Source organism: Pseudogemmobacter sonorensis, assembly GCF_042762395.1.
Taxonomy (GTDB): domain Bacteria; phylum Pseudomonadota; class Alphaproteobacteria; order Rhodobacterales; family Rhodobacteraceae; genus Pseudogemmobacter; species Pseudogemmobacter sonorensis.
The window spans coordinates 1-12,012 of record NZ_JBEFZE010000018.1; the positions used below are offsets into that span (position 1 = coordinate 1).

The window sequence follows — 12,012 nt, forward strand, 5'->3', positions numbered from 1 at the left end:
CCCGGATGCCGAGGAATTCGGCAAGCTGGCCGACCGATTTCTCGCCCTGTACCAGCTGGCACAGGATCAGGAGCCTGTGACGGTTGCCGAGAGACTTGAGCAACTCGCTCGCCTCCTCGGCGGCGGCGCGCATGGTCTCCGGGTCTATGGTCATATCGACGTTCATGGTTGTTTATCTACATTGTTGCGAATATACGGTCAAGGTTCAGATCGGGCCGGGTCATGGCGAGGCTGCGCGGCTGACCGGGGGCGCATCGTATGTGAAGCACATGCAGTCGGGTGCCGCGGGTCAGCAGCGTTCACATCCGGTTCGCATTTGCGACAAACACTTTCCGAAGGAAGATGCCGATGGAATTTCCGGGAATTACAGCATTCTACAGTGCCACCCTCGGCCTGGTCTTCCTGGGGCTTTCGGTCCGGGTGGTCATCGGGCGTGCGCGCTTCAGGGTTTCGATCGGCGACGGGGGACAGAAGGATCTCGGCCTGAGGATTCGCAGCCATGCGAACTTTTCGGAATATGTGCCGCTGGCCCTGATCCTGATCGCCTTGGTCGAGATGAAGGGATACGGCGGCTGGATCGCGCATGCCCTGGGCGCCGTTCTGCTGATCGCCAGACTGGCGCATCCCGTCGGCATGGCAATGCCGGGCACCAGCCCTTTCCAGCGTCCGTTTCGCGGTCTCGGAACAGTCGGCACATGGCTGGTCATGGCGATTGCCGCCGGTCTGTTGCTGGTGCCGGTCTGATCCGCGCGGCTCCGGCCTGACAGGAGGCCCCGGACTCTGCCCCGACCGATGATCGGAGGCGCGGATGTGATCCGCGCCCGACGCAGCAGATGCTGGCGCGCCGATTCCCCGAAGCACGGCGCAAGTGATCGCGGGATGCCGGTCAACGGGGGGGCCGATCACCGTTCGCCGATGAACACTGCCTATCCTCATATTGACATCTTCATAGTATCGAATCTACATGCTGGCGATGATAACGCCTGCAAGCCCGGATGTGTTCCTCGCCAGTTCATGTACTGTCCAGCCGGCCGCGGCGTGCCATCGGGACATAGGGTTGGTCCCGCCGAGATCAGGATGGATCGGGGCGACGCGCATGTCTGACCGCCGGATGGGGAGAGGCCGGGCATTTGGAACAATCGGGATGGGGAGAGGCCGGGCATTTGGAACAATCGGGAGGAGCACGGATGGCTGATACTTTTGAACCGAAGATCTCGCGTCGCGGGGTTTTGGGCATGGCACTCGCCGGTGCCGCCTTCACCAGTCTGGCCACCGAACCGGCCCATGCGCAACGTGTCTCGACAAATGCGCATATCGTCATCATCGGTGCCGGTGCGGCCGGAACCACGCTGGCCAACCGGCTGGTGCAACGGCTGGAGGGCGCGCGGATCACCATCATCGACGGCCGTGCCGAGCATCTTTACCAGCCCGGCCTCACGCTGGTCGCGGCCGGTCTGAAGCCCGCCGGCTACGTGGTCTCCAGAACCGCCGACTGGCTGCCCTCGGGCGTGACGCTGGTCGCAGAGCAGGCGAGCGAGATCGACCCCGAGGCCAGGACCGTCGCCACCGCCGGCGGGCAGCGGTTCGATTACGACTTCCTCGTCGTGGCGCCGGGGATGGTGCAGGACTACGACGCGATCGAGGGCTTCTCGCTGGACATGGTGGGCCAGAACGGGATCGGCGCGCTCTATGCCGGGCCGGACCATGCCGCGCGCACCTGGGCGGCCGTTTCGCGCTTCACCGAAGAGGGCGGCACCGCCGTCATGACCCGCCCCGCGACCGAGATGAAATGTGCCGGAGCGCCGCTGAAACACGCCTTCCTGGTCGAGGACATCGCCAGCCGCGGCGGTGCCCGGGGCAGATACGAAGTGCAGTACACCTGCCCGCAGCCGGTGCTGTTCTCGGTGCCCATCGTCGCGGAAAAGGTGCGGATGCTGTTCGGAGAGCGCGGCATCGCAACCCATTACCGCCATACGCTCACCGCGATCGACCCGGGCCGCAAGGTCGCCTTTTTCACCACGCCGACGACCGATGCGGCCACCGGCGCCACCGGCAGTTCGACCGTCGAGATGGAATACGACTACCTCCATGTCATCCCGCCGCAGCGCGCGCCCGAGGTCATCCGCCAGTCGGGGCTGAGCTGGGCCGACCGCTGGACCGATCAGGGCTGGGTCGAATGCGACCGCCAGACCCTGCGCCATCCGCGCTATCCCGAGGTCTTTGCGCTCGGCGACATCGCGGGGGTGCCGAAGGGCAAGACCGCGGCCTCGGTCAAGTGGCAGGTGCCGGTGGTCGAGGATCATCTGATCGCCGCCATCCAGGGGCGCGAGGGGACCGAGACTTATGACGGCTACACCTCCTGCCCGCTGATCACCCGGGTGGGCCGGGCCATGCTGGTGGAGTTCGACTATCACGACAACCTGGTCCCCTCGTTCCCGGGTGTCATCGCACCGCTCGAGGAGCTCTGGATCAGCTGGCTGATGAAGGAGGTGGCGCTGAAGGCCACTTACAACGCGATGCTGCGCGGCAGGGCATAGGGAGGCTACGATGAAGGAACTCACATTCGGCACCATGATCGCCGTCTTGGAGGAAATGTTCGGGCGGGGCCTGTTCTGGGCCCTGGTCGTGATCGCCGCAGTGATCACCCTTGCCTACGCTTATGTCCTGATCCGCGACCGCGCCGTGTCCATGCGCAAGTTTCTCTGGGCACAGGTTTCGATGCCTTTCGGTGCTATCGCGGCGGTGCTGTTCGTACAGGCGATGACGAGTTCCCATTTCCGCGATATCGGCGGGCCGGTCGATGTCATTGTCCTGCTCGGGGTGGCCCTGCTGGGCGCAATCGGCCTGGCGATCCTCGTCTATACCGTTCAATCGCTCCTGCGGCACCGGCGGGCATCGAAGGCCGGAGCTGGCCCGGATTGACCGAAGGCGGCGTGATCGCGGAGGCCGTTCTGCGGGATAATGCAGGCATTCTTCCGGCGGGGTCGGTCGTTTGGGCTATCGATCACCCAGGTATCCTGTCAAACTTCGCCAACGACAGGTTGAGCATATCCCGAGGCATCGCGCGGAGCCAACTCGTGCTGCTGCAGTAACCACCGCCCCGCGAAAAATCACCACCGCGCGAAAAGGATCGCCGCCAGACCGACGTGCGGATCGGCTGGTTCGGCCACGACCGGGCGCTCCAGGCCCGCGCCTTGATCGAGAGCAAGATCACGGCAGATTTCCAGGCTGGTCAGGCGCAGGCATATGCTGCGGAACTGGCGATTCTGCGCTAGCGCCTCGGGAAGAAGTCCGCCTGTGCGCTCTCGTCGCGCCGACCGCCCGGCTGGCAACGCTCGACCACGATGGTTCGTTCGATGGCGAGGTGGCGATCAAGCTCCTGGAGAAGCGCGCCACCGATACCGAAAACGGCGAGATCGCGCTCCGGCTCAGGGCGCGCATCCAGTTCTTGGAAGGGTTGTGCGGAGAGCGAGCATCGGCCGGATGGTCGGATCCACGATCCCAGATAAGCGGGATTTTGCCGAAGGCAATGCCGCGCTCACGGCCGAGATGCCGGAGGTGACAGTTCGGCGGTCAAACGACGAACTCAAGGCGATCAGCATCGGCGTGGAACAAAGAGGAGGCGGCAACGGCCATGCCGCTCATGACCTGACAATCCTTTCGGGCTGGCGGGGACCCGGACCCAAGCCTAGTTTTTCCGGTCCGTCAAAATTCAACCTCATCCCCAACGATCAGAATGCTTATGCAAGGGCTTTACTGCGGCGATGACAGGCAGGCCTCCTGAACTGGACGCGATGACGCTGCATTTCATGATGCTGGCGCTACGCTTGCCACTGGAGGGTGTCGAGACATCATTCCCAGACGAGGACGCGTGCCGGCGGCGTCTTGCAGAGGTTCACTGGTCAAACGAGCCAAGTTGCATCAGGTGCGCAAGCCGTGACATCGGCTACCTCAAGACACGAGACATGTTTCGCTGCAAGTCTTGCGGCTATCAATTTTCCCACCGGATCGGCACCCCATTGGAAGGGGCCCACGTTCACCTGAGGACCTGGTTTCATTTCGCAGAAATCATCATTATATCATATGCTTATAGCCCTGCGGAAAGCTGGCGAGCTGGCTCGTCGCTTCGCGCGACACTCAAGCTGTCTCATGCCACCGTCGTCAAACGGCGGCGATACCTTCGCGAAACGCTCATGGAGCCTGACGGAGGCTTCGTGGGGCGCTGCATCTGCCCGGAACAGGTTGCACTTCCCGCAGGCATCGAACCCGGAACGATGGCTCACTTTTCATGGGCACAGGAAGCGGTGATTGATCGGTTCCTCCGGCGACCTCCGCGGTTGCCACCGGACAGGGCGCGAAGCAGCCCTGATTGAGTAAACTATACAGGTTATCCACGGGTTCGGGCGCGCCCGTCCCTTTGAGTTTCAGATAACAGGTTCATCTTTCATCACAGGTAAATGTGGAAAGCGTGTCAGTTGACGGCCCGCTGCTTCGGGTTTTTTCCCGTAATGCACTGTTTTTGAATGGTATTGACTCGTTGCAGGGAGTCATCGAAAGGAGCGGCAGCACCGTAAACGGTAGTGTGTGCCGGCCAACATAGGGAGAACAGAAGGGAACAAAAAAAGAGCACCCGCCTGAGGCGAGCGATTTATGAAGTCGGCGATCATGAGAGACCACCACTAGCTGATTGCACCATAAGCCTGAACAGCAGGCAGGGCAAGTCTCCCGTGATCGCCAAATGTTGAAACCAGCAGGAAGCCTCGCTTCCGGCAGCGAGAGAGCTTTGCCCGTGGCAAATAGCGAAGTCCCGAACATCGCAGCTAGCCGAATATGCCTCGGGTCGCTTCTGGCGATGGCGACCGAACCATGGCGATGAAGCTTAGCCCTGCCGGCGCCTGCGGCAACATCATCCTCACAACGATCAGCGATCAGCCTGCGATCTCGTCTGAAGCAAAATTCCTGATCGCCGCTCAGGTCGAGGAGCTTCTCGCCCTGGTGGTTGAGGGAAAGAAACGGGAAACCAGCGCAAGGCGGAAGATCTCCAGCCTCGAACGCCGGTTGGCCGATCTCAATGAAAAGCTGATCTTGGCCCGATCTGACAAGTGGGGCAGGAAGGCCGAGCCGTTTCCAGACCCCGACCCGGACGACGAGGATCCGGATGATCGGGAAGATCTGCTGGATGACGACGAGGAGGAGAAGCCGAAAGGGAAACGCAAGCGCAAGATGCCCAAGAACATGGAGATCGTCATCCACGACCACTTTCCGGATGACATGTCCTGCTGCACCTGCGGATGCCAGAAGAAGCCGATCAACAGTTGGCACAGCGATCGCCTCGAAATCGTGCCGGAACGGCTGATCTGCATCAGGGATGTCCACCACACGGTTGCCTGCAACCGTAGCCGCTGCAAGCAGGAGGAAAGCGGCAAACCGGTCGCCGCAGTGGCCGGCAGGTATATCATGGCGGATCGGAGCGCAGATCTTTGTCTCGCGACCGAGGTTGCCGTGCAGATGCTTCACGAACATCTCCCCGCCTATCGGATCGAGCAGCGGTTCCGCAATCAGGGTGTCAATCTGAGCCGACAGGCGATCTGCAGCTATATCGCGCTCTTGGCGGGCCACTTTGAACCAGTGGCTGCTGCGATCATGCGCTACGTCATGTCGGGTTATGTCATTCATTGCGATGAGACGCCGATGTGGCTTCAGAACGGGCAAAAGACAATGGATGGGCAAAAGCCGTCTGGCAAACGGGGGAAGAAGCGATATCGCCAGGGTTTCTTCTGGGCCGTCAGTCGCGACGAGCGGAAGTGGAACCCGAACTCCTGGCCTGCGGTCGCGTTCAGATTTGATCTGTCACGCAATGGCGAGGTGGCGGAGGCGATGATGGAGGGCAGTTCGGCGCGCGCACTGACTTCGGATGGCTACAGCGTTTACATGCGCTTCGGATCGAAAGACCGTGAAGGCGGCCCCCTCATCCTGGTCCGGTGCTGGGCGCATGCGCGGCGGGAGTTTTACCGTGCGAACACCGCTGCGCCCGGCAAGTTCGCGAAATGGGTGCTCACGCAGATCAAGGCGATCTACAAGATCGAGAGGCGAACTGCCGGGCTGCCTCTTGCCGAGCGTTTGGCAATCCGACAGGCCGAGATCGTCCCGCTCCTTTCGGTCCTGAAGGCCGAGCTCGAGCAGAAGGCCCCCGAGGCGCAGGGGCGCCTGAAAAGTGCGATCCAATATACCCTGAACGCCTTCGAAGGGCTGGTGCAGTTCACCCAGGATGGGCGGTTCGAGATCGACAACAACCCGATCGAGCGCTGCATCCGTGGCATTACCCTGTCGCGCAAGAACTCCCTGTCTATCGGGAACGAGGCGACGGGCAAGGTCTGGGCGATCTTCTTCACCCTGATCGAGACCTGCAAGCTCAACAAGATCGATCCACGGCAATATCTGCACTGGCTGGCCAATGAGATCGAGCGCAAGCGGGGCGTCATCGAGCCTGAGGCGATGATGCCCTGGCATTGCCCGATCGGGCACGGCGCACTCTGATCCCATCTGATCCGGCCTTCAGGCCGGTATGATGATTGGCACAACCGGAACCCTTGCGGGGTCCGGCCCGAAGGCCTCGGCGATCGCGCGATTATTCGCGGTATGGTGGCGTCCATCGCCAGAGGCCTCGAGGCAATATGCCGTCCACCATGATGTCAGATTCAGCTATGCGGATCATGGCGACCCTTGAGTATGGGCGCAGTTTGAGCCGATCATGCCCGCGCCCGGGAAGGGTGGCCCGGTCACAGCCTGTCCACGATCTGCGTCGGACCCCATTGGCTGCGCGGCACCTGTTCGTATGCCCACCCGGTTCGCTGTGGCGTTGTGTCAACGGACAGTCTCTCGGACATGCTGACGCTGGCATCTACCAGCAGCCGAATCACACCTCCAGAAACGCGGACCTGACCACGACTCCAGAAACGGAACCAGATCATGCACGCCCCATGACCAGATTTTAAGGGGTCTTTACACCGCTTACAGAGAAAGGGCCGCCTCGCACGGCGACCCTTTCCGAGTTCCAAGGAGATGGGCCAGTTAGGATCAAGGCCCAATCAAGTGGTCTGCCGTCTGAAGGGCTGCCTTCAGAAAACACTCCCCCCGACTGTCCCGACACCTCTCTCCAATATCACTCTCGACACTGGATCACCTCCTTTCAAAAGTTGCGATAAGGGTAGGTTTGCACAGATTTTGTGTTTGTCAAAACAAATCACGCTACCCTTGCTGTAAGTTTTCCAACAATGATGCGGAAAGGAACAAGTGCGATCAGTGCAAGTGCAATCTTCACGCACCAATCGGCCACCGCAAGCGAAACCCAATAGGGCGCGACCGGGCCCAGGCCGACGACCGGCATCATCTCGGCCGCCCAGGCGGTGTCGTTCGCCGGGTCGATGAAGGTGAAGGCCGCCGAAAAGGCGATGCCGAAGAAGATCACCGTGTCCAGCGTGGATCCGACCAGGGTCGAGATGAACGGCGCCTTCCACCATTTGTCTTGGCGCAGCAGGGTAAAGACCGAGACATCGGTCATCTGCGCCACCAGATAGGCCAGGCCCGAGCCGATGGCGATCCGAAGCGTGACCAGCGGGCCGAATTCGCCGATGATCTGGGTGCCGATCAGCGAGCAGAAGATGCCGGTGACGAAACCGGCCATCACCACCTTGCGCGCGGCGGCGGCGCCTTGCAGGCGGTTCACCAGATCGCCGACCAGAAAGGCGAAGGGATAGGTCAGTGCGCCCCAGGTCAGATAGGCGCCCATGGGAAACTGGACGAGGATGTTCGAGGCCAGCACGATGATGGCCATGGCAATGATGCCGGGCAGAAGGCGGGTCATGGATATGTTCCGTTTTGACAAGGTGGCGGAGACTTGGCCGCTTCCGTTTCCGGCTGCGGCGGGTGGCGCGGGATAATCCCGAACGCCGCGCCCGTCAATCCTGCGCCTGGTCCGGTGCCCGTTCTGGCGGTGGCGCGGGTGTGATGCGGTATTCCACCAACTCGTTGCGCAGGAAGGACAGGTAATTGTCGTCCGCGACCATGGTCAGCCGGATCGCGCCTTCGCCGTCGCGCCAGACCGCCAGGCCCTCCAGGTTGTCATGCTGCCAGGGCGCGGATTCGAACAGCACCGCCTCGGAGGTGATCGCGGTTTCCGAGAAGGTGAACACCCTGACCCGGCTGGCAAAGCCCCGGATGCCGAAGAAGGCACGCTCCAGCAGGTAGAAGCGCCCGTCGGGGCCGAAATCCGCCGCCACCGGCAGGAAATCGCCTCGGCGCGGGATCGAGAAGGGCTGGCTCCAGCCGCCGTCATGGCGATAGAGCGGGAAATCGGCCCCGCTTTCGCGGGTATCCTCGGGCAGGGTGTAGAGCCGCCCGCGCCCGTCGATCGCCAATGCTTCGAGCGCGGAATTGCGCGGCATCCGGGCGAAGGCCTCGGTCAGGGTCAGGTCGATGCCGGGCGCGTCGAAACCGGCATGGCGGGCGATGCGGGCCGGGCCCTCGAACGAGATATGGATGCCGCCGTCCGGGCCGACCGCGATCCCCTCGGCATCGCGCAGCCTCTCGGGCAGGGGCTGGCCGTCGGCGCCGCGCAGCGGGCGCATCGGCTCGGGCGCGGCGCCGGTGATCCGGCCCGCGCCGTCGCGCGTGATCGTGCCGCGCGTGATCCAGCCCCGGTCCGAGACCGCGATGAACCGCCCGCCGTCGGGCGAGAGCCAAAGCCCGGAAAAGCCGCCGAAATTCGCATCGGAATGCCGCCAGCGATAGGAGGAGACATGCACCGCCATCTCATCCGCAAGGCCTGCCGCCACAGTCTGCGCCGCCGTCTGAAGGCAGCCGCAAAGCGCGACGGCCAGCAATCCCGCCATCGTGACCCCGCGCGCCGCCAAGCCTAGTTGGCCGCCAGAACGGCGCTGCATTGCTGGGGAAGATCCGCCATGGTGAACTGGCGCGGATGCTTGCGCGCGGGCTGGTCCTCGTCGGCGGGCTTGGGATCGGTGGCCGAAGGTTTCGGCGGGTTGAGGTAATCCGTCACCCACCAGGTCAGGGTCTCGTCGCAGCCGTTGCCGTTCTTCGACAGCTCTTTCACCGTGGGCGTCTGCGTCTCGCAATGGCGCGCGCCGCGCGGGCATTTCAGGCGGACGTGGAAATGCGTGTCATGGCCCGCCACCGGGCGCAGCTTCTGCACCCAGGCCTTGTCGGAATTCTTCGCGGTCTTGCAGATCTCCAGCTTGATCGCGGCGGCGACGAAGATGCGATCCACCCGGTCGTCCGAGGCGGCGGCCTTCAAAAGCTCGCGTGCGACCGGGCTCCAGCTTTTGGTGACCGACTTCTGGTTGGCCGAGCGCATCGGGATCGACGAGATGTTCTCGCGTTCGCGCGCGCTGAGGTCGAGCCGCTGCGGCGCCAGCCACCAGATGTCGACATCCAGCCCGATCTGGTGGCTGGCATGGCCGGTCAGCATCGGCCCGCCGCGGGGCTGGCTGATGTCGCCGATGTAAAGCCCCTTGCCCCAGCCCATGGCGGCGGCCTTGTGCGACAGGTCCATCAGATATTGCACCGTGACCGGATGGCCCCAGTTGCGGTTGCGCGAAAGCCGCATCGCCTGCCAGGTCGGCCCGGTTTCGGGCAGCGCGATCAGCCCCGCCGCGCAGCCCTTCGCATAAGAGCCGACCGGCATGGCATCCTGGTTGCTGGGCGCCTTCTGCCCGCCGAACAGGTCCTTGGCCAGTTGCTGGGCCGTGCCGACCTGCGGCAGGCCGATCGCCAGAAGCGCGGCGCAGATCGCAAGCGGGCGCAGGAAAGCCGGACGCGGAAGAGAGATCATCTGGACTGCTCGCCTTTGGAATTGACCCAGATTAGCAGGATCATGCCCAGAAGGAACAGCCCGATCAGCGGCGAAAAGCCGATACGCTGCGATCCGCTGATGCCGGTCACCAGCGCGATCAGCGCCGGGGCGATGAAGCTCGTGACCTTGCCCGACAGGGCGTAGAGGCTGAAGGCCTCGGCCGCTTCCTCGGGAGTGGTGTGGCGCACCATCATGGTGCGGCTCGCGGCCTGGAGCGAGCCGCCCGCGGCCCCGATCAGTGCGCCGCAGAAGAACAGGATATTGTCGGATTGCGTCGAGGACGGATCCAGCGCGATACCCCAGATCTGTTCGCGCGTCATGCCGACCAGCACCAGGCAGACCAGGGTCAGGACCAGGATCGAAACCACGATCACCGGCTTTGGCCCGAAGGCGCGGTCGGCCCGCCCGCCGATCCAGGCGGCAAGAACCGCCGCCGCGGCGCCCACCAGCCCGAAGATCCCGATCAGCCCGATCGACCAGCCCAGCACGCCTTTGGCATAGACCGCGCCAAAGGCGTAAAGCGCGTTCAGCGCATCGCGGTAAAGCAGCGAGGACAGCAGATAGGCCTTCAGGCTGTCGCGGAACCGCAGCCCTTTCAGCAGTTCGATCACCTGGCCCACGGCGCGGCGCAGGTCGATGCGCGAGACGGCGGTCTTCGGCTCTTTCACCCAAAGGAAGAAGGGGATCATGAAGATCACATACCAGACCGCCGTGAACGGCCCGACGATGCGGGTGCCGGTCTGGGTCTCGCTGTCCTCGCCCAGAAGGGGGGGCAGGCCCAGATAGGTGCGCGGGCCTTCGCCTGCCCGGGGCCGCGGATCCCCGGCGGGGGCGAGGGGCTCTTCCTCAAGCGGGACGAGGGGCTCGCCCTCCTCGCCGGTCTCTCCCGCCAGTTCGGTCGCGAAATCCTCGGGCGGGGCCTGGGGCGCGGTGATGAAAAGCCCCAGCATCAGGACCAGCGCCACCAGCCCGCCCAGATAGCCGAAGGCGAACCCCGAGCCCGAGATCGCGCCCAGATCGTCGTGATCCGACAGCGACGGCATCAGCGCATTGGTGAAGATCGTGGCGAATTCCATGCCGATGAAGCCGATGCCGAAGAAGGTCACCGCCCAGAACAGCACGCCGATGCCGCCGCCGGGGGCGACCCACCACAGCCCCCAGGCGCCCAGGATGTAGAAGGCCGAGAAGAACCACACCCAGACCAGCCGCCGCCCGGTGGAATCCGCCACCGCCCCCAGGACCGGCGCCACGATGGCGATGATGACCGATGTCGCGGCGATGCCCCAGCCCCAGAAGCTTTGCGCCTTGGCCGCCGCCGCATCGGCGTCCAGCCCGGTGCCCATGTAATGGCCGATGGCGATATCGGTGAAATAGGGGCCGAAGATGAAGGTCAGGAGCAGCGTCGAATAGGGCTGGCTGGCCCAGTCGAAGAAATACCAGCCCCAGATGCGCTTGCGCTTGCTGATCATCTGTCCGGCCCCGCATTGATGCTTTGGCGCCAGTGAATCCGCAAAACGCGCCGGGTGCAAGCAGGCAGGTGACGGATGCCGCGGCCGGGCTCAGGCGCCTTCCATCGGCGGCCAGGGCCGCTCGGCATCCGCGGTGATCCAGGCCGCGACCCAGTCGGGAAGGGGCGGGCTTTGCGGCGCAAGGCCAAGCGCCTCGGCCATTTCGGCGGGCGGCACGATCCCGCGCGCGCCGCGCGTGATCGCCGAGCGAAGCAGAAGGTGCGAGCTGCACTCCCCCTGCCGCCACATGCTTTGCTCCATATAGACGAAACGCGCATCCCAGCCGATCAGCCGGGTCTTCATCTCGAAACGGTGAAAGGCGCGCACCCGGCGGCGGTAGCGCACCGAGGCGCCCGCCACCGCCATGCCCCAGCCCTTCGCCTTGGCGATCCGGTGCAGCCCGGTCCTTTCGCCAAGCGGCAGGCGGCCGAGATCGTAGAGCGTCAGGGTGCGGCCGTTGTTCAATTCCATCCAGGGGTCGATGTCCCAGGGCCAGCAGATGTGATGGCTGACATGGGTGTCGAACGGATGAAGCGCCGGGGCCTTGCGGAACTTCACGATTTCCTTGACCATGCGGAACCATGGATACATGCCGGGGCCTCCTGTCTGGCGCGCCTTCCGGTGCTGGCGCGG

General features: G+C 63.7%; 11 protein-coding genes. 6 read left to right on the forward strand and 5 right to left on the reverse strand.

From position 1 onward, the window contains the following. Window positions 1–348 precede the first annotated feature (348 nt). The 6 genes from ABNX41_RS13280 (at window position 349) to tnpC (ending at window position 6,537) form a co-directional block, all read left to right on the forward strand. Window positions 349–744 carry an MAPEG family protein gene (locus ABNX41_RS13280; RefSeq protein ID WP_438670209.1) on the forward strand — a complete coding sequence of 132 codons (396 nt, stop codon included), beginning with the start codon at window positions 349–351 and terminating at the stop codon, window positions 742–744. Between the two features lie 443 nt (window positions 745–1,187). Next, entirely contained in the window at window positions 1,188–2,537 is a 1,350-nt protein-coding gene (locus ABNX41_RS13285; RefSeq protein WP_438670210.1) for an NAD(P)/FAD-dependent oxidoreductase, read from the forward strand. Window positions 2,538–2,547: 10 nt separating this feature from the next. Next, on the forward strand, window positions 2,548–2,922 hold the full coding sequence (locus ABNX41_RS13290; protein ID WP_438670211.1) for a DUF5368 domain-containing protein: 375 nt from the start codon (window positions 2,548–2,550) through the stop codon (window positions 2,920–2,922). A gap of 561 nt (window positions 2,923–3,483) precedes the next feature. Further along, the gene (locus tag ABNX41_RS13295) at window positions 3,484–3,768 is read left to right on the forward strand and encodes a hypothetical protein (RefSeq protein WP_438670212.1); all 285 of its coding nucleotides are present in this window, start codon (window positions 3,484–3,486) and stop codon (window positions 3,766–3,768) included. Between the two features lie 44 nt (window positions 3,769–3,812). Next, window positions 3,813–4,373: a transposase gene (locus tag ABNX41_RS13300; protein WP_438670273.1), complete on the forward strand. Its 561-nt coding sequence runs from the start codon at window positions 3,813–3,815 to the stop codon at window positions 4,371–4,373. A 493-nt stretch (window positions 4,374–4,866) separates the two neighbouring features. Then, the gene (gene tnpC, locus ABNX41_RS13305) at window positions 4,867–6,537 is read left to right on the forward strand and encodes an IS66 family transposase (RefSeq protein ID WP_438670213.1); all 1,671 of its coding nucleotides are present in this window, start codon (window positions 4,867–4,869) and stop codon (window positions 6,535–6,537) included. A gap of 706 nt (window positions 6,538–7,243) precedes the next feature. Here the strand turns inward: tnpC and ABNX41_RS13310 are convergent. The 5 genes from ABNX41_RS13310 to ABNX41_RS13330 all read right to left on the reverse strand — a co-directional run bounded on the left by ABNX41_RS13310 (window position 7,244) and on the right by ABNX41_RS13330 (window position 11,970). Further along, the gene (locus ABNX41_RS13310) at window positions 7,244–7,864 is read right to left on the reverse strand and encodes a queuosine precursor transporter (RefSeq protein ID WP_438670214.1); all 621 of its coding nucleotides are present in this window, start codon (window positions 7,862–7,864) and stop codon (window positions 7,244–7,246) included. 94 nt (window positions 7,865–7,958) lie between these two features. Then, on the reverse strand, window positions 7,959–8,891 hold the full coding sequence (locus ABNX41_RS13315; protein WP_438670215.1) for an esterase-like activity of phytase family protein: 933 nt from the start codon (window positions 8,889–8,891) through the stop codon (window positions 7,959–7,961). 23 nt (window positions 8,892–8,914) lie between these two features. Beyond that, window positions 8,915–9,850, reverse strand: coding sequence for a penicillin-insensitive murein endopeptidase (gene mepA, locus ABNX41_RS13320; RefSeq protein WP_438670216.1), 936 nt, complete (start codon window positions 9,848–9,850; stop codon window positions 8,915–8,917). Next, the gene (locus ABNX41_RS13325; RefSeq protein WP_438670217.1) at window positions 9,847–11,340 is read right to left on the reverse strand and encodes an MFS transporter; all 1,494 of its coding nucleotides are present in this window, start codon (window positions 11,338–11,340) and stop codon (window positions 9,847–9,849) included. Before ABNX41_RS13325 ends, mepA begins: the two co-directional genes overlap by 4 nt. 90 nt (window positions 11,341–11,430) lie before the next feature. Beyond that, the gene (locus tag ABNX41_RS13330) at window positions 11,431–11,970 is read right to left on the reverse strand and encodes an acyl-CoA thioesterase (protein WP_438670218.1); all 540 of its coding nucleotides are present in this window, start codon (window positions 11,968–11,970) and stop codon (window positions 11,431–11,433) included. Window positions 11,971–12,012: the final 42 nt, after the last annotated feature.

Bases quoted from the DNA above. Each gene is read 5' to 3' on its own strand.
- ABNX41_RS13280 (WP_438670209.1), top strand. From the start codon at position 349: ATGGAATTTCCGGGAATTACAGCATTCTACAGTGCCACCCTCGGCCTG.
- ABNX41_RS13285 (WP_438670210.1), top strand. From the start codon at position 1,188: ATGGCTGATACTTTTGAACCGAAGATCTCGCGTCGCGGGGTTTTGGGC.
- ABNX41_RS13290 (WP_438670211.1), top strand. From the start codon at position 2,548: ATGAAGGAACTCACATTCGGCACCATGATCGCCGTCTTGGAGGAAATG.
- ABNX41_RS13295 (WP_438670212.1), top strand. From the start codon at position 3,484: ATGGTCGGATCCACGATCCCAGATAAGCGGGATTTTGCCGAAGGCAAT.
- ABNX41_RS13300 (WP_438670273.1), top strand. From the start codon at position 3,813: ATGCTGGCGCTACGCTTGCCACTGGAGGGTGTCGAGACATCATTCCCA.
- tnpC (WP_438670213.1), top strand. From the start codon at position 4,867: ATGGCGATGAAGCTTAGCCCTGCCGGCGCCTGCGGCAACATCATCCTC.
- ABNX41_RS13310 (WP_438670214.1), bottom strand. From the start codon at position 7,864: ATGACCCGCCTTCTGCCCGGCATCATTGCCATGGCCATCATCGTGCTG.
- ABNX41_RS13315 (WP_438670215.1), bottom strand. From the start codon at position 8,891: ATGGCGGGATTGCTGGCCGTCGCGCTTTGCGGCTGCCTTCAGACGGCG.
- mepA (WP_438670216.1), bottom strand. From the start codon at position 9,850: ATGATCTCTCTTCCGCGTCCGGCTTTCCTGCGCCCGCTTGCGATCTGC.
- ABNX41_RS13325 (WP_438670217.1), bottom strand. From the start codon at position 11,340: ATGATCAGCAAGCGCAAGCGCATCTGGGGCTGGTATTTCTTCGACTGG.
- ABNX41_RS13330 (WP_438670218.1), bottom strand. From the start codon at position 11,970: ATGTATCCATGGTTCCGCATGGTCAAGGAAATCGTGAAGTTCCGCAAG.